The 17667-nt window shown below is 71.4% G+C and carries 13 protein-coding genes; 4 read left to right on the forward strand and 9 right to left on the reverse strand.

The window, feature by feature from the left end:
• The 4 genes from ACX6XY_RS24600 to nsdA form a co-directional block, all read right to left on the reverse strand.
• A partial coding sequence (locus ACX6XY_RS24600; protein WP_460334812.1) for a [protein-PII] uridylyltransferase family protein occupies window positions 1-1079 on the reverse strand: 1079 nt, incomplete at its 3' end.
• Between the two features lie 103 nt (window positions 1080-1182).
• Entirely contained in the window at window positions 1183-1521 is a 339-nt protein-coding gene (locus ACX6XY_RS24605; protein ID WP_460334815.1) for a P-II family nitrogen regulator, read from the reverse strand.
• The gene (locus ACX6XY_RS24610; RefSeq protein ID WP_460334818.1) at window positions 1518-2807 is read right to left on the reverse strand and encodes an ammonium transporter; all 1290 of its coding nucleotides are present in this window, start codon (window positions 2805-2807) and stop codon (window positions 1518-1520) included. Before ACX6XY_RS24610 ends, ACX6XY_RS24605 begins: the two co-directional genes overlap by 4 nt.
• Window positions 2808-3179: 372 nt before the next feature.
• Window positions 3180-4664 carry a transcriptional repressor NsdA gene (gene nsdA / locus ACX6XY_RS24615; protein ID WP_460334821.1) on the reverse strand — a complete coding sequence of 495 codons (1485 nt, stop codon included), beginning with the start codon at window positions 4662-4664 and terminating at the stop codon, window positions 3180-3182.
• 442 nt (window positions 4665-5106) lie between these two features.
• On the opposite strand from nsdA, the gene ACX6XY_RS24620 reads away from it, so the two are divergent.
• Window positions 5107-5772, forward strand: coding sequence for a bifunctional DNA primase/polymerase (locus tag ACX6XY_RS24620; protein WP_460334824.1), 666 nt, complete (start codon window positions 5107-5109; stop codon window positions 5770-5772).
• 153 nt (window positions 5773-5925) lie between these two features.
• On the opposite strand, the gene ftsY is transcribed toward ACX6XY_RS24620, so the two are convergent.
• Window positions 5926-7158 carry a signal recognition particle-docking protein FtsY gene (ftsY, locus tag ACX6XY_RS24625; RefSeq protein WP_460334920.1) on the reverse strand — a complete coding sequence of 411 codons (1233 nt, stop codon included), beginning with the start codon at window positions 7156-7158 and terminating at the stop codon, window positions 5926-5928.
• Between the two features lie 207 nt (window positions 7159-7365).
• Between ftsY and ACX6XY_RS24630 the strand changes: the two genes are divergently transcribed.
• A complete protein-coding gene (locus ACX6XY_RS24630) occupies window positions 7366-8859 on the forward strand; it encodes a cytosine permease (RefSeq protein WP_460334827.1) in 1494 nt (497 codons plus the stop codon).
• A gap of 94 nt (window positions 8860-8953) precedes the next feature.
• Window positions 8954-9949, forward strand: a complete 996-nt coding sequence (locus ACX6XY_RS24635) for an LLM class flavin-dependent oxidoreductase (protein WP_460334830.1) — start codon at window positions 8954-8956, stop codon at window positions 9947-9949.
• Between the two features lie 84 nt (window positions 9950-10033).
• Here ACX6XY_RS24635 and ACX6XY_RS24640 read toward each other — a convergent pair whose 3' ends face one another.
• From ACX6XY_RS24640 to ACX6XY_RS24655, 4 genes are all read right to left on the reverse strand, one after another.
• Window positions 10034-11461: a sugar porter family MFS transporter gene (locus tag ACX6XY_RS24640; protein ID WP_460334833.1), complete on the reverse strand. Its 1428-nt coding sequence runs from the start codon at window positions 11459-11461 to the stop codon at window positions 10034-10036.
• Window positions 11462-11699: 238 nt separating this feature from the next.
• Complete coding sequence (locus tag ACX6XY_RS24645) at window positions 11700-15377, reverse strand: AAA family ATPase (protein ID WP_460334836.1); 3678 nt, start codon at window positions 15375-15377, stop codon at window positions 11700-11702.
• A gap of 251 nt (window positions 15378-15628) precedes the next feature.
• Window positions 15629-15829, reverse strand: coding sequence for a hypothetical protein (locus ACX6XY_RS24650; RefSeq protein ID WP_460334839.1), 201 nt, complete (start codon window positions 15827-15829; stop codon window positions 15629-15631).
• A gap of 384 nt (window positions 15830-16213) precedes the next feature.
• On the reverse strand, window positions 16214-16495 hold the full coding sequence (locus ACX6XY_RS24655) for an acylphosphatase (RefSeq protein ID WP_460334842.1): 282 nt from the start codon (window positions 16493-16495) through the stop codon (window positions 16214-16216).
• A gap of 130 nt (window positions 16496-16625) precedes the next feature.
• Between ACX6XY_RS24655 and ACX6XY_RS24660 the strand changes: the two genes are divergently transcribed.
• Complete coding sequence (locus tag ACX6XY_RS24660) at window positions 16626-17663, forward strand: CAP domain-containing protein (RefSeq protein ID WP_460334845.1); 1038 nt, start codon at window positions 16626-16628, stop codon at window positions 17661-17663.
• Window positions 17664-17667: the final 4 nt, after the last annotated feature.

Raw genomic sequence — 17667 nt, forward strand, 5'->3', positions numbered from 1 at the left:
AGACCGGCCTGCGCGGCGGCGGCCGCGGCCCGCAGCGGCAGCACCGGGTCGCGCTCGGGCCGGGCGGTGCGGGCCAGCACCGCCTCGCCGTCCTGCTCCACGACGCCTTCGGCCAGCGGGGTCCGCTCGGGCGCCGCCTTGGCCGAGCCCAGGAGTTTCCGCAGCCGCGGCCGGGCGGCGCGCGAGCGCAGTACCCGGCCGACCTCACGCCAGGTGACGTCGCTCGCGTACGACACGGTGCGGGCGACCTCGTACACCTGGCGCAACAGCGCGTCGGCGTCCAGGAGGCCGAGGTCGGCGGCGACCTGGTCCTGTTCCTGGAGCGCGAGCCGGTCGGTGGCGCGCCCGGTCGCCAGGTGCAGGGCGTCGCGTACGTCGAGCAGCCGCCTGGTCGCGTCGGCGAGCCCGGCGCGCGGCGCGTCGGCCAGCCAGGACGCGGCGACGGCCCGTAGCGCGGTGACGTCCCGCAGTCCGCCGCCGGCCTCCTTGAGGTCGGGTTCGAGCAGGAACTGCAGCTCGCCTTGGCGCGCGGCGCGTTCCTCGCAGAGTTCCTTCAGGGCGGGCAGTCGTCTGGGGGCGAGGTTGCGCCAGTCGGCGAGTACCGCGGTGCGCAGTCCCGCGGTCAGGCCGAGGTCTCCGGCGAGATGCCGGGCGTCCAGGAGGCCGAGCTGCACCTTGAGGTCGTCGTTCGCGGTCTTGCGCGCCTCGGCGGGGGTGCGTACCGAGTGGTCCAGGGCGAGCCCCTGGTCCCAGACGGGGTACCAGACGCGGTCCGCGACGGCGGCGACCGTGCCGGGGTCCGCGCTGCCGTCGTGCAGCAGGAGCAGGTCCAGGTCGCTGCGCGGTGACAGCTCGCCGCGTCCGTAGCCGCCGACGGCGACGAGTGCCATGCCCCGTGTCTCGGCGGCGGCCGTGAAGAGCCGGGTGAGCCAGGCGTCGGTGAGCTCGGCCAGGGCGGTACGGCGCGGCGGCCCGGACCGCGCCTCCGTCTGGAGGAGGCGCAGCCGGGCCGCCGCGTAGCCGCTGGGTTCCGGGCTGCCTGAATCTTCTGTTCCGGTGGGTACGTCCACGCTCGTCACCCAGCAGCTCCTTGTCGATCTGCGTCGGTCTGCGTCGATCCGTGTTCGATCCGCGTGCGATCCGCGTGCGATCCGTGTTCGGTCCGCGTGCGGTGAGGGTCGGTCAGAGCGCGTCGGGGCCGCGTTCGCCGGTGCGCACCCTGACGGCCGTCTCGACGGGGACGCTCCAGACCTTGCCGTCGCCGATCTTTCCGGTGCGGGCGGCCTTGACCACGACCTCGATGAGCTGTTCGGCGTCATCGTCCTCGACCAGCACCTCGATCCGGATCTTCGGCACGAGGTCCACGGTGTACTCGGCGCCGCGGTAGACCTCGGTGTGTCCGCGCTGGCGTCCGTAGCCGCTGGCCTCGGTCACCGTCAGGCCCTGGACTCCGAAGGCCCCCAGGGCCTCCTTGATCTCGTCGAGCCGGTGCGGCTTCACTACTGCCGTGATGAGCTTCACGCTTCCACCTTCTTGTTCCGCGGCGCGGCCGCCGTGTTCTCGTCATTGCTGGGTGCGGGTACCGTACGGCCGGTCGGGCTGCCGCCCACGGCGCTGAAGTCGTAGGCCGTCTCGGCGTGGAAGGCCTGGTCGACACCGCTGGTCTCGTCGTCTTCGGAGGCCCGGAAGCCGATCGTGGAGTCGACGATCTTGGCGAGGATCCAGGAGACGACGAAGGAGTACGCCATCACCGAGAAAGCGCCGACGGCCTGCTTGCCGAACTGGCTGGCGCCGCCGACGCCGTCGATGGCGAGGAAGCCGACGAGCAGGGTGCCGATGACGCCGCCGACCAGGTGCACGCCGACCACGTCGAGCGAGTCGTCATAGCCCAGCTTGTACTTGAGGCTGACGGCCCAGGAGCAGACGGCGCCGGCGACGAGACCGATCAGGATCGCGCCGAAGGCGTTGACGTGGGCGCCGGACGGGGTGATCGCGACCAGACCGGCCACCGCGCCGGACGCGGCGCCCAGCGTGGTGAACGCGCCATGCCGGATGCGCTCGTAGACCAGCCAGCCGAGCATCGCGGCGCCGGTGGCGATCTGGGTGTTGAAGGCCATCAGGGCGGCGACGCCGTCGGCGGCCAGCTCGGAGCCCGCGTTGAAGCCGAACCAGCCGAACCAGAGCAGGGCCGTGCCCAGGACCACCAGCGGCAGGCTGTGCGGGCGCATCGGGTCCTTCTTGAAGCCGATCCGCTTGCCGACGACCAGGACGGCGGCGAGCGCGCCGACACCGGCGTTGATGTGGACCGCCGTGCCGCCCGCGAAGTCGATCACTTCGAGCTTGTACAGCCAGCCGTCGGACTGCCACACCCAGTGCGCGACCGGGAAGTACACGATCGTCACCCACAGGGCGATGAACAGCGCCCAGCCGGTGAACTTGACCCGGTCGGCGAGCGCGCCGCTCATCAGCGCCGGGGTGATGATCGCGAACATCAGCTGGAAGAGCGCGAAGGCGAGGACCGGGATGCCCTCGTCGCCGCCGGTCAGCGTCGTGGCGTCGATGCCCTTGAGGCCGATGTGGTCGAAGTTGCCCAGCAGGCCGCCGCCGATGTCGTCGCCGAAGGCGAGCGAGTATCCGTAGAGCACCCACAGGATGCCGACGATGCCGAGGGAGATGAAGGACATCATGAGCATGTTGAGGGCGCTCTTCACCCGCACCATGCCGCCGTAGAAGAAGGCCAGGCCGGGCGTCATCAGCATGACGAGCGCGGCACTGATCAGGACGAATGCGGTATCTGCGCCATTCAAGGCCGGTCTCCTCGTGATCGCGAACGGCCCGTGCGGATGCTCCTGGAGGGGTGGGCCGACTGTGCTGAGGAGACTGGCGCAGCGCCGTTTCCGCCGATGCCCCTCGGTGTTTCGGGCCAGTGACGAAGGGGGCCCGCGTGTTACGTCACCGTGAACACCCCGCAGCGGACGACACCCAGGGCATATCCTCCCAAACCTCAGCCATCGATTGAGCAGCCCCCACGGCGATCAACCACGCCCGCGAGAGCGGCGCCGGCTGAGGCGCAAAGGGGGGACCGCCCGCGGCTGGCCGTCCGGTGACTTGGCGGGGGAGCCGAGTCGGGCTGTTCGGGACGGCGAGCCGCGGGCGGTCGTCTGGGGCCTGGGCCGGTCCTAGACCGCCTCGGCGATCTCGGTGGTCTCGGGCATCTGTACGGCGAGCCGGTCGGTGAGGTCGGCGACCTCGGCCACCTCGCCGAAGTCCCGCAGCGCGGTGGCTGCGGTCTTGCGCAGCCGGGTGTTGACCCGCTCGGAGCGGACCTTCCCGGCGATGTCGAGGGCCTGTCCGACCAGGACGGTGCTCTGCTCGGGTTCCCGCTGGAGCAGGTGCACGGTGGCCATTCCGATCAGGTTCAGCGCGTATGACCGCTGGTGTTCTCCGTCCTCGCGGAAGAGTTCGACGGCGCGTTCCATCACGGGGCGGGCGAGCGAGGCGTAGGTGGGGCTGCGGCCCGCCACATAGGCGAGGTCGCGGTAGGAGTGGGAGTTCTCGCCGTTGAGTTCGGCTTCGGAGAAGAAGCGGATCCAGTCGGGTTCCCGTTCGGCGGCGTCGTCCGCGTCGGCGAAGGTGTCCTCGGCCATCCGGACGGCCCGTTTGGTCTTGCTGGGCTGGCCCATGTTGGCGTACGCGCGCGCCTCCATCGCATACAGCATCGCCTGGGTGCGCGAGGTGGCGCAGTCCCGGCTGCCGTACTGCGCGAGGTGGACGAGTTCCAGCGCGTCCTCGGGGCGTCCGAGATGGATCATCTGGCGGCTCATGCCGGACAGGATGTACGAGCCGAGCGGCTTGTCCCCGGCCTCTTTGGCGGCGTGCAGGGCGAGGACGAAGTACTTCTGCGCGGTGGGCTGCAGGCCCACGTCGTAACTCATCCATCCGGCCAGCTCGGCCAGTTCGGCCGCGATTTTGAACAGGCGCTTGGCGGTGGCCTCCGGCTGTGACTCCTGGAGCAGGTCCGTGACTTCGTGGAGCTGGCCGACGACGGCCTTGCGGCGCAGGCCGCCGCCGCACTGGGCGTCCCAGGTGCGGAACATGACGGTGGTGGCTTCGAGGAGTTCGAGTTCGGGTTCCGAGAGCCGCGCGCCGCGCCGCCCCTTGGCTCGTGGCTCCTGAGCCGCGGTGTGCGCGACCGGGCTGGGTACCAGCCAGCGCTGCATGGGCTCGATCAGTCCGGGGCCCGCGGCGAGCCCCAGCGAGGTCCCCAGGAAGCCGCGCCGCGCCAGCATCAGATCGCTGCGGGAGAACTCGCTGATGAGTTCCACGGTCTGGGGCGCGGTCCAGGGCAGGTCGACGCCGGAGAGCGAGGGCGACTGGTGCACGGTGCGCAGCCCGAGGTCCTCGACGGCGACGACGGCGCCGAACCGCTCCGAGAACAGCTCGGAGAGGATCCGCGGGATCGGCTCCCGCGGCTGCTCGCCGTCGAGCCAGCGGCGTACCCGCGAGGTGTCGGTGGAGATGTGGCTGGCGCCCATCTGGCGCGCTCTGCGGTTCACCTGGCGAGCCAGCTCGCCCTTGGACCAGCCGCTGCGCACGAACCACGACGTCAGCTGCTCGTTGGGGCGCTTGTCAGCGCTTCCCGCGCTGTCGCCGGTGCCGCCCACTGGAACACCCCCATTCCTCAAGCCCGCGAAGCCACCCGCGCGCTGATACGCGAAGTCCTAACAGAATGCCGTGTCGTGTGGTGCCCCGTCCGCCGCTTGTCACTCGTCGAACAAGAAAACGACTTGCCTCCGGCATACCCGTGAGCCCGCATATCTCCAGGGCTCGTACACCGAAAGTAATCCTACGATCACCCCTCCGGCGAGGGGGTTCCCGGAAACGCCACCATTCGCCACCCCTTTGGATGAACTCAGCAGCGGCGTCTCACGATTCACTTGACACGGCACGGTCACAGGCGGGCGGAACGAAGCGGACCAGGGCGCACGTGTTCGAGCGCACCACCCAGCACGCTCCGGCGCGCCAGAGGGACAGGGGATTGACACCGTGAGTCATGGCTCCATTCCGGCTCGTAACCACCGGCGTGCTCGACCCGTTGGAGGGGGCATGGGCTTCACGATCGGCGGCAGCCGCGCACTGCGGGAGATCAGGCCCGGCGCACGCCGCCGCGGGCGCACCCTGGAGTGCACCGCGGTGGCGGAGTTCACCGGCCTGTGGGGCTGGGACGCGGTTCCGGGCGCGCGCGCCGCCGACGGCGTGTGCTCCTGCGGCGACCCAGGCTGTACGGCGCCGGGCGCCCACCCGCTGGACCGCGGCGCGGAGATCCGGGCCGGGGCCACGCTCGACGAAGTCACGCTGGTCTGGGCGGAGTTCCCCGGCGCGGCGGTACTGCTGCCGACCGGCCGGGCGTTCGACGTCCTGGAGGTCTCCGAGGCCGCTGGACGCCGCGCCCTGGTCCGCCTGGAGCGCATGGGCCTGCCGCTCGGTCCGGTCGCGGTGACCCCGCAGGGGCGCGCCCAGTTCTTCGTCGCCCCCGGCGCCACGGCCGAACTGCCCAGGCTGCTCTACCGGATGGGCTGGGACGACGCCGCGCTCGACCTGCGCGGCCTCGGCGCGGGCGAGTACGTCACGGCCCCGCCGTCGGACCGCGGCGGCCTCGGCCCCGTCCGCTGGCTGCGCGCGCCCGCGCTGGACTCGGCGACCCGGCCGCCGCAGGCGCGGCTGCTGCTGGGCGCGTTGGCGTACGCGTCCCACCGGCACCCTCCGGTTTAGGCGTACGTCCGCCCCGTCCCGGCATACATCCGCGCGACCGCGCGGCCGGGCTCCCGCCAGCCGTCTCACAGCATGAAGCGACCCGCCCCAGTGGATCCTGGGGCGGGTCGCTCCGTGCGGCGCTCAGCGCCTCAGCACTCAGCGCCTGGGGGTTCACTCGCCGATGAGCGCGTCCACGAACGCCTCCGGCTCGAACGGCGCCAGGTCGTCCGCGCCCTCGCCGAGGCCGACCAGCTTGACGGGCACGCCCAGCTCCCGCTGGACCGCGACCACGATGCCGCCCTTGGCCGTGCCGTCGAGCTTGGTGAGCACGATGCCGGTGATGTCCACGACCTCGGCGAACACCCGAGCCTGCACCAGGCCGTTCTGCCCGGTGGTGGCGTCGAGCACCAGCAGCACCTCGTCCAGCGGCGCGTGCTTCTCGACGACCCGCTTGACCTTCCCGAGCTCGTCCATCAGGCCGGTCTTGGTGTGCAGTCGGCCCGCGGTGTCGATCAGGACGACGTCCGCGCCCTCGTCGATGCCCTCCTTGACCGCGTCGAAGGCGATCGACGCCGGGTCGCCGCCCTCGGGGCCGCGCACCGTGCGAGCGCCGACCCGCTCGCCCCAGGTCTGCAGCTGGTCGGCGGCGGCGGCACGGAAGGTGTCGGCCGCGCCGAGCACCACCGAGCGGCCGTCGGCGACCAGGACACGGGCGAGCTTGCCGGTGGTGGTGGTCTTGCCGGTGCCGTTGACCCCGACGACCATCACGATGCCGGGGGCCTCGGTGTCGGACTCGGTGTGCACCGTCCGGTCCAGGTCGGGGCCGACGAGCTGGAGCAGCTCATCGCGCAGCAGGGCGCGCAGGTCGTCGGGCGTGCGGGTGCCGAGGACCTTCACGCGCTCGCGCAGCCGCTCGACGAGCTCCTGGGTCGGGGCGACGCCGACGTCGGCGGTGATCAGGGTGTCCTCGATCTCCTCCCAGGTGTCCTCGTCGAGGTGCTCGCGCGACAGGAGCGTGAGCAGCCCCTTGCCGAGCGCGTTCTGGGAGCGGGACAGCCGCGCCCGCAGCCGGACCAGTCGGCCCGCGGTGGGTTCGGGGACCTCGATCTCGGGAGCGGCGGGGACGGCGGGCGCCTCCGGCTCCTCGGCGCCGACCGGGGCCTCGGCCTCGGGGGCGGTCTCCGCCTCGGGGAGTTCGACCTCCTCGACCGTACGGCGTGGCTCTTCGCGCGGCTCCTCGGCCTCTTCGCCGACATGCGGCTCGGCCGGAGGCGCGGTGACAGTCGGCGTGGCCGGGGGCGCGGTGGGGGGCAGCTGCTTCTTCCTGCGGCTGCCGACCACCAGCCCGCTGACGGCGCCGACCGCGACCAGGGCGATGACTACAGCAAGGATGACGAATTCGATTCCCATAACAGCCCCAGTATCAGTCATCGCCCGCACTCCCCCGCCACTTGTGGCTTCCACCAAAGGACAAAAGACCCTACGAGGCACTAGTCAGATCAAAGTACGATGGTGAGGGTGGCATCAACGCGCGTAGAGTCTGCGCTGCCCCTCCCCCCGCCCCAGCCGACTCACCGTCGAGTCACGTACGAGGTCTGGAAACCCCTGCGCATGAGCCATTCCGCCGAAGCCGAAGGCACCGCCCTGGAGACCCGCGGTCTTGAGCCGGTGCCGGATCATGAGCGCACCGGCAAGGTCCGCGAACTGTTCCCCACCTGGGTGGCCGCCAACATCAGCGTGCTGTTGCTCACCATGGGCGCGAGCCTGGTGGTGGCCTTCCACCTCAACTTCTGGCAGGCCATCGTCGTGGCGGTCGCCGCGCCCTGCCTGTCGTACGGCCTGGTCGGGCTGTTCGGCATCGCGGGCAAGCGGGGCGGCGCCCCCGGCATGGCCCTGTCCCGCGCGGTCTTCGGGCAGCGCGGCAATCTGCTGCCCGGCTCGCTCATCTGGATCGCCCGCTGGGGCTGGGAGACGATCAACGCGGTGGTCGGCGCGTACGCCGTGCTCACGGTGCTCGACATCGTCTTCGGCATCCAGCAGAACACCCCGCTGGTCATCGTCACGCTGCTGCTCTTCGTGGTCGCGACCTTCGCGATCTCCGGCCTCGGCATCCACGCCGTCCAGAAGTGCAACAAGTACGCGACCTACCTGTTCGGCGGGTTCTCGGTGCTGGTCCTGGTCTATCTGATCGCCGACTCCGACTGGGGCGCGGTCTTCGACCGTCCGGCGGGCTCGACGGCGATGATGGTGGCGGGCATCGGCATGATCGCCGCGGGCGGCGTCAGCTGGATTCCCTCCGCGCCCGACTTCACCCGCTACCTGCCGCGCACGACGTCCGCCAGGGCCATGGTCGGCCACTCCATCGGCGGCGCCGGGATCGTCGTCCTGCCGATGGTGCTGATGGGCGCGGTGATGGCGGTCTCGACTCCGGACCTGGCCTCGGCCGCCGACCCGGTCTCCTTCCTCGGCGAGATCCTGCCGCAGTGGATCGCGGTGCCCTATCTGCTGATCGCGCTGGTCGGCATGCTGCTGATCAACTCGATGTCGATGTACTCGGCCGGGTTCACCGCGCAGACCCTCGGCTTCACCATCGCCCGGCACTGGGCGGTGTCGGTGAACGCCGTCATCTCGCTGGTGTTCGGCGGCGTCCTGATGCTGGTCGCCACCAGCTTCATGGGCTCCTTCATCGCCTTCCTGTCGCTGCTCGCGGTGGCCTTCTCGGCCTGGATCGGCGTCTTCGGCGCGGACATGCTGCGGCGTACGACGTACGACGGCGAGGCCCTGCTCGACACCACGCGCACCAGCGCCTACTGGTACAAGGGCGGCTTCGCCCCGGCCGCGGTGATCGCCTGGGGCGTGTCGCTGGTGGTGGGCCTGCTGTTCACCACCTCGGACTGGTTCACCGGACCGCTGGCCACGAACAACCCGATCGGCGAGTACGGCCTCGGCTGGATCGCGACCATCGTGCTCTCCGGTCTGCTGTACCTCGCCCTGCCGAAGCCCGCGGTCGAAGCGCCCCAGGAGCCCCAGTCGTCCCCGGCGACGGACGCCGAGAACTCCGAGAGCGCTGAGAACTCCGAAGACGGCGAGCCGGTGCCCGCCTGATCCCGGCCGCCCCCGCCACCAGCCCTGGCCATCTGACACCCCGTCAGCTACTGTCCCCCTTCCTGGGAACCACCCGGCGAAGGGGGACTCGGCCATGCCCGTCACGGTCGTACGCTTCAACCTCGTCGACCCCGCCGCGACACCCGATTCGCTGTCCGCCCGCTATCGCGCCGCCGTCGAGATGGCCGCGTACGCCGACGACCACGACATCGGCACGGTCCAGGCCGAGGAGCACCACGGCGTCGCCGACAACTGGCTGCCCTCGCCCTTCACCTTCGCGGGCGCGGTCTTCGGGGCCACCCGCCGGATCGCGGTGACCGTGTCGGCGGCCATCGGTCCGCTGCACGACCCGCTGCGGCTGGCCGAGGACATCGCCGTACTGGACCTGCTGAGCGGCGGACGGCTGGTCACGGTGGCGGGGATCGGCTACCGGCCAGCGGAGTACGAGGCGTTCGGCGTCGAGTGGGGCGGCCGCGGCAAGCTCCAGGACGAACTTCTCGAGACCCTGCTCGCGGCGTGGACCGGCGAGCCCTTCGCCTACCGGGGCCGCACCGTCCAGGTCACCCCGCGCCCCCTCACCCGGCCGCACCCTCTGCTGCTCGTCGGCGGCTCGTCGCGGGCCGCGGCGCGCCGTGCGGCCCGGCTCGGGCTGCCGTTCTTCCCGAGCGCGCATCTGCCGGAGCTCGCGGCGTACTACGACGAGCGGCGGGCGGCGTACGGGACCGAGGGCTGGGTGATGATGCCCTCGGCCGAGACCCCGCTGCTGCACCTCTCCGACGACCCCGACCGGACCTGGGCCACGTACGGGCGGCACTTCCTGCACGAGGCGCGGACATACGCCTCGTGGCAGTCCAAGGGCATCCGCTCCGCGGTCCGCTCGCGCGCCACGACCGTCGACGAGCTGCGCGCCGAGGGCGTGTACCGGGTTCTCACGCCCGACGCGTGCGCGACTCTGGCCGAGAGCCGCCAGGACGAGCCGGGCGGCGGCACCCTGGTCCTGCATCCGCTGTGCGGCGGCATGCCGGTCGACGAGGGCTGGCGCAGCCTGCACCTGTTCGCCGAGCGGGTGCTGCCACGCCTCGCGGACTGACGCCAAGGCCACGTTACGCACAAGACCGCCCCCGCCCGGCGAACCGGGCAGGGGCGGCCTCCTGGAGCGGGGGGCAGCGGGGTTTTAGCCCATCTGCTCCAGGGTCTTGCCCTTCGTCTCGGGGACGAACCTGAGGATGAAGGGAATCGAGAGCAGCGCGAACGCCGTGTAGATCATGTAAGAGCCGGACAGATTCCAGTCCGACATGCTCGGGAAGGTCTTGGTGATCGCGAAGTTGGCGAGCCACTGGGCGGCCGCGGCCACACCGAGCGCGGCGGCGCGGATGCGGTTGGGGAACATCTCACCGAGCATGACCCAGACCACCACGCCCCAGGAGAGCGCGAAGAACAGCACGAAGGAGTGGGCCGCGAGCAGCGCCACGGTGCCCTGCGCGTCGGGCAGCGTGATGTCGTCCCCGGTGCCCTCCTTGTACGAGAAGGCCCAGGCGGCAAGCCCCAGCGAGACGGCCATACCGGCCGAGCCGATCAGCGCGAGCGGCTTGCGCCCCAGCCGGTCGACGAAGACCATCGCGATCACGGTGCCGATGATGTTGATGATCGATGTGGTGAAGGAGTAGAAGAAGGAGCTCGACGGGTCGATGCCGACGGACTGCCACAGCGAGGAGCTGTAGTAGAAGATCACGTTGATGCCGACCAGCTGCTGGAAGACCGAGAGCCCGATGCCCACCCAGACGATCGGCAGCAGCCCGGCCCGGCCGCCCATCAGGTCGCTGAGGCGCGGCTTGTGCTCCCTGCGCATCTTGGCGTCGATCTCGGTGATCTTCGCGTCGAGGTCGGCGCCCTTCGGCTCCACGTCGGCGAGCACGGTCCTGGCCTCGGCGGTACGGCCCTGGGCGATCAGGTAACGCGGGGACTCGGGGATGCGCAGCGACATCAGGCCGTACAGCAGGGCCGGGACGATCTCGATGCCGAGCATGATCTGCCAGGCTTCCAGGCCGAACAGCGTGCCGCGCTGGTCGCCGTCGGCGAACTGCAGCACCACCCAGTTGACCAGCTGCGAGACGGCGATGCCGAGCACGATCGCGGCCTGCTGGAAGGAGGCCAGACGGCCGCGGTACTCGGCGGGCGCGACCTCGGCGATATAGGCCGGGGCGATCACCGACGCCATGCCGATGGCGACGCCGCCGAGCGTCCGCCACATCGCCAGGTCCCACAGGGCGAACGGCAGCATCGAGCCGAGGCCGCTGATCGCGAAGAGGGCGGCGGCGATCTGCATCACCCGGATGCGGCCGATGCGGTCCGCGAGCCGGCCCGCGACCATCGCGCCGATGGCCGCGCCGAGCAGGGCGATGGCGATCACGGTGCCCAGGCTGGCCGAGTCGACGTCGAACTTCCCGCGGATGCCTTCCACCGCGCCGTTGATGACCGCGCTGTCGTAGCCGAACAGGAAGCCGCCCAGTGCCGCCGTCGCGGCGATGAAGATGACATGACTGAGGTGTTCGGGCCGACCGCCGCCCGCGGGCGTCGGCTTCAGCTTCGCTGTGCTGGTCACGGTGTCTCCTACCGGGTCAGGACCGCGATGTCCTGACATGTGGGGTGGGGCCCTTCAAGTGGCGCACACCTTGGGGCGACCCACCACTTGAAGGTAAAGACTGCGCTGCAGAGACTATGCCTTCAAGTTCCGAAGTCAATAGGGGAACAGCTGTAACTTTGACAGCGCAGAGTGATCCATTGAATTCAACTCTTGAAGAGATGGGGTGGCGAAGGAGTGAAGGGAGGCCGCCGCGGTCTCAGCGGAGCCGCTGGCTGATCACCTTGGAGACGCCGTCGCCCTGCATGGAGACTCCGTAGAGCGCGTCGGCGACCTCCATCGTGCGCTTCTGGTGCGTGATGACGATCAGCTGCGAGGACTCCTGGAGCTCCTTCATGATCCGGATGAGCCGTTGCAGGTTGGTGTCGTCCAGGGCCGCCTCGACCTCGTCCATCACGTAGAACGGGCTGGGCCGTGCCTTGAAGATGGACACCAGCAGGGCGACCGCGGTCAGCGAGCGCTCTCCGCCGGAGAGCAGCGAGAGCCGCTTGACCTTCTTGCCCGGCGGCCGCGCCTCGACGTCCACACCCGTGGTCAGCATGTTGTCGGGATCGGTCAGTACGAGCCGTCCCTCGCCGCCGGGGAAGAGCCGCGAGAAGACGCCCTCGAACTCCCGAGCGGTGTCCCGGTAGGCCTCCGTGAACACCTGCTCCACGCGCTCGTCGACCTCCTTGACCACCTGGAGCAGGTCGGTCCTGGTCTTCTTCAGGTCTTCGAGCTGCTCGGAGAGGAACTTGTGCCGTTCCTCCAGCGCCGCGAACTCCTCCAGGGCGAGCGGGTTGACCTTCCCTAGCTGCTGGTAGGCCCGCTCGGCCGCCTTGAGCCGCTTCTCCTGTTCGGCGCGGACGAACGGGACGGGCTGGTTGCGGGGGTGTTCTGGGTCCTCGGGGAGCTCCTCGCCCTCGGCGGGCGGCGACGGGGGCACCGGCTGGTCGGGGCCGTAGTCGGCGATCAGCCCCGCGGGCTCCACGCCCAGCTCCTCCAGTGCCTTGGCCTCCAGCTGCTCGATCCGCAGCCGCTTCTCGGCGCCGAGTACCTCGCCCCGGTGCACCGAGTCGGTCAGCTTGTCCAGCTCCGCCTTCAGGTCACGGCCCGCGTTCCGCTCGGCGACCAGGTCCCGTTCGCGCCCGGCCTTGGCGCTCTCGGCCGCGGCGCGCTCCTGCTCGGCCCGTACGAGGGAGACCTCGACATGCGCGAGGAGCTGCCGGGCGCCCGACGCCACCGCGTCGGCGACGGCGGCCTCGTGGCGCAGCCTGGCCCGGCGTCGCGAGGCACGCGCGCGTGCCTCGCGTTCGGCGCGGGCCGCGCGGTCGAGGCCGTCGGCGCGTCCGGCGAGCCCCTTGACCCGCTCCTCGTGGGTACGCACCTGGAGGCGGGCCTCCATCTCGGTCTGCCGGGCGTTGGCGCCGTCGGCGGCGAGCCGGTCGCGCACCGCGGTGTCGGGCTCCTCGTCGACGGGGGCCTCCTCGGCGACGGCCAGCCGCTCGGCGAGTTCCTCGGCCTCCAGGGTCGCCCGGTCCAGGGCCTCCTGGGCCCTGGCCGCCGCCGCGGTCGTACGTTCGGCCTCGCCCGCGGCGGCGCGGGCCTGCCCGGCGAGCCCGCCGAGCTGCTGGGACACGCTCGACTTGGCCCGGTCGGCGGCGCGGCGCCGCTCCGCCAATTCCTCGACCAGCGCGGCGCATTCGGTGCGCCGCTCTCCCGCGAGGCGCTGCTCCCCGGCCAGCTCGTCACACCGTACGGCCAGCTCCGCCAGCTCGGCGGCGGCCTCGTCCACCGACGCCCGCACTTCAAGCAGGCTGGGCGCGCCCGCGGAGCCGCCCTGCGCGAAGTGCGCGCCGAGCACGTCGCCTTCGGGGGTGACGGCCGTGAGTTCCGGGTGCGCGTACACCAGGTCCTCGGCGTCCTCCAGGGTGCCGACGACCACGACGCCGCGCAGCATCCGCCGCACGGCGGGCATCAGCTCGTCGGGCCCGCGCACCAGACCCGCGGCGAACGGCACGCCGACGCGCGCCTCCTGTGCCTCCTGTGCCCTCTGTGCTCCCTGAGGCTCCTGCGCCTCCTGGGGCTCCGACGCCCCTGGGGACACACGATCGAAGGCACCGCGCGCCGTGCCCACCGTCGCGGCGGGCGGAGCGGCGTTCGGGGTGGGGTCTGGCGAGGGGGATGCCAGGAGCAGGGGCGCGCGGCCCGCGTCCTGTTTGCGGAGCAGGCGGATGGCTTCGGCCGCCGCTGCCGGGGTGGCCACCGCGACGGCGTCCGCCGCAGCGCCGAGCGCGGCCGCCACCGGGACCTCGAAGCCGGGTGCGACCGTGAGCAGTTCGGCGGCGGGGCCGAGGAGCCCCGTCAGCCGGTCCTGGGCGGCCAGCAGCGCGCCCGTGCCGTCCTTGCGGCGCAGGCCCAGGGCGAGCGCCTCGTGCCGGGCGGCGACCGCGGCGCGCTTGCGCTCGGCGCCCGTGGCCGCCTCACGGGCCGCGGTCAGCGCGGCCTCGGCGTCGGCGAGCGCGCGCCGCGCGGCGTCGTGCCGTTCGCCGAGCGCGCGGTCGTCGGCGTCCAGGCCGTCCACCTCGGCCTTGAGCTGCTCGTACTCGCGCTGCGCGGCGGCCGCCCGCTGCTGGGCCTCGTCCCGAGCGGAGGCCAGGCGGCCGATCTCGGCCTGGGCCGACGCGGCCCTGCCTCGGGCCGCGTTGACCTGGCCGTGCAGCCTGGCCAGGCCCTCGCGGCGGTCGGCGATGGCCCTGGCCGCGTCCTTGAGCCGCCGTTCCTCGTCGGTGAGCGCGCGCTCCAGCTCGGCCCGGTGCGCGACGGTGTCCTCCAGCGCCGTCTGGGCCGCTTCGAGGGCCGCCTCAAGCTCGGCCTCCTGCTCCCTGATCCGCGCGGCCTCGCGCTCCATGTCCTCCGGGTCACGGCCGCGGCGCTCCTCGTCGGGGGCGCTGTTCGCGCTCTTCACGCGCGCCTCGGCCAGCGAGATCGTGCCGCGCACCCGCTCGGCGAGCTGGGACAGCTCGTACCAGGTCTGCTGGGCGCGCTGGAGCCTCGGCGTCAGCCGCCGTACCTCCTCCTCCAGCGTCGCCTCGCGCGTCTGCGCCGCCTTCAGGTCGGCCTCGGTCGCCTCCTTGCGCCGCTTCAGCTCGGCCTCGTCGGCGATCTCGGAGCGCAGCGCCTCGCGCAGCCTGACCAGGTCGTCGGCGAGCAGCCGCAGCCGCGCGTCGCGCAGATCGGCCTGGATGACGGCGGCCCGCCGCGCCACCGCGGCCTGCCGCCCGAGCGGCTTGAGCTGGCGCCGCAGCTCGTCGGTGAGGTCCTGCACCCGCGCCAGGTTGGCCCGCATCGCGTCGAGTTTCCGCAGCGCCTTCTCCTTGCGCTTGCGGTGCTTGAGGACTCCCGCGGCCTCCTCGATGAAGGCGCGGCGCCCCATGGGGTCGGCGTGCAGGACGGAGTCCAGCTGCCCCTGCCCGACGATGACGTGCATCTCACGGCCGATGCCGGAGTCGGAGAGCAGTTCCTGGATGTCCAGGAGGCGGCAGGTGTCCCCGTTGATCTGGTACTCGCTGCCGCCGTTGCGGAACATGATCCGCGTGATGGTGACCTCGGCGTACTCGATGGGCAGCACGCCGTCGGAGTTGTCGATGGTGAGGGACACCTCGGCCCGCCCGAGCGGCGGCCGCCCGGTGGTTCCGGCGAAGATGACGTCTTCCATCTTGCCGCCTCGCAGCGACTTGGCGCCCTGCTCGCCCATGACCCAGGACAGCGCGTCCACGACGTTGGACTTGCCGGAGCCGTTGGGCCCGACGACGCAGGTGATGCCGGGTTCAAACCGCAGCGTGGTCGCGGAGGCGAAGGATTTGAACCCACGCAGGGTCATGGCCTTGAGGTGCACGCCCCCGGACTTTACTGCCTGGGCGCCGTCTCACCCCGCGAGCCATCCGGTTTCACCGAGGAAGGTGCAGGGCACATCAGACGGTAAGGCGCTCGGGTGCACACCGGTGGAACGCGAGCGGAACAGCCGGCCGAGGGGGCGGGAACGAGGGGGAACGGGGAGGGAAAGAGTGAAGGGACGCCGGGGGCGCCCCTTGCGGTTCTTCTAAGCGGTTGACGTGAGCAGCCTGACCGTCGCTCTGTATATCCGGGTCAGGTAAGCGCAGGCTCCGCCTGGGGTACGTCGAGGAGTTCTCCGGGGTGAGAAGCGGCAGCAGTAGCCAGCGCGTCGTTCTCGGCCTGGATGCGGACAAGCTCGGATTCCAGGTCCTGGACGCGCTGCTGAAGCCGTCGCATCTCGGCGAGGAGTCGCGGGTCAGAACCGCCGACGTAACCGAGAAGCGCCTTTGCCATGATGGATGGTCCTCCACACTGAGTGACCGACCGAAGCGGTGTGGGTCGTGAGGGAAGCACCCGCGGTGATTGGCACTACTGATGACTTACTGCGTTCCCACATGCCAAACAGCTAGGGTGCGCGGGGCTTTCAGCGTCTCACCAAAAAGTTTGACGGTCAACACGATCACACCCCGTACTGGCGGGCAACCGGGGGGCGTACGGCAGCAAAACCTGCGCCGTGGCCTCATCCGCGCGGCTGTTTGTCCTCTTTAGTCCTCTACATCCCATGATAGGACAGCGCGGGGGTGTGGAGATCATCCCTTGTCCGCGCAGCCTGGCACGCGCACCCGTCGTTGGCAACCACCAGGCCGTTTCTCCCGCTCCGCCCTCTGTTCCGCCCTCTCAGCGGATGGCGAAGCCGTCGTAGCCGCCGCGCGGGGTGTCCCAGATCTCCGTGACGCCGTCGACCCTGCCGGGCGTGTCGCCGTACCGCAGCCAGTCGAGAAAACGCTCACACCGCGCGCGCGGGCCCTCGGCCACGACCTGCACCCGGCCGTCCTCCAGATTGAGGGCGAAGCCGATGAGTCCGCCGATCTCCAGGGCCGTCGCCCTGGTGAACCAGCGAAAGCCCACTCCCTGTACTCGGCCGCGTACCCAAGCGGTGAACCGCACGTCCTCTTCCATGTGTGCAAGCTAACCGACCAATTGCTCGCGAGGCACGTCGCCCCCATTCCGCATCGGCTACAGTCGCGTCCGATGAGCCTCACCCGTATGGGTGAGGCCGTTGCCCGTAAGGACTGAGAGAGGCCCGTACATGGGACGCCACCGACGCTCCGGCGCCGCAAACGCTGTCGGCGAGCAGCGCCAGGCAGACGACGCGAGCCCCCACCCCACGAGCTCGCACCGGCGCGGGAAGGCGGCGGCGGCCCCCGTGCGGACCGGTCTGCTCGGCGTCTCCGCGGCCGTGGCCGTGGGCGCCATGGCCGTCGCCTCCGGGCTCGTTCCGGGCGGTGACGCGTTCCGGCTCGGCAGCGACGACGGTACGGTCCGATCCGAGGGCGTGCCGGACACGACGGTCTACGGCGGCGCCACCACGGCGGAAGGCCGCGGGGAGACGCCCGCCAGCCGGGGCGCCGACCGTGCCACGCCGTCGGCGCCCGCCCCGTCGAAGTCGGCCGCGCAGCCGTCGGCGTCGCCGTCGAAGGACGCGTCAGAGGCCAAGGACGCCAAGAGCGCGAAGGACGGCGGAAAGGGCGGAGCGGCGGACGGGGACGGCACGAAGGAGCCGTCCGCCGAGAAGCCCGGCTCCAGCGCGCGGGACAGCGCCAAGGACAACGCCGGGGACGCGGGCAAGTCCGAGCAGCGGGCCGAGGCCAAGGACCGGGCGCGGGAAACGGACAAGAGCGGCCCTGCCCGCACCGAGCCCGCCAAGCCGGACGTGCCCGCGCCGACGCCGGACCAGGTGACTGACGGGGCGCAGGCGGCCGAGGCCGAGGTGCTCGCGCTGGTGAACCAGGAGCGGGCCAAGGCGGGCTGCGCCCCGGTGCGCGCGGACGCGCCGCTGGCGGCGCTCGCCGGGGACTTCAGCCGGGACATGGCCGCCCGCGGCTTCTTCGACCACACCGACCCGGACGGCGACACCCCCTGGGACCGCGCCGCCCAGGCCGGGATCTCCAACCTGGGCGGCGAGAACATCGCCAGGGGCCAGGCCGACGCACGGGCCGTGATGGAGTCCTGGATGAACAGTCCGGGCCATCGCGCGAACATACTCAACTGTGACTACAAGACCCTCGGCGTGGGGGCGCACTTCGCGTCCGGCGGGCCGTGGTGGACCCAGAACTTCGGGTTCTAGTCCC

This window comes from Streptomyces sp. O3 (assembly GCF_054788135.1).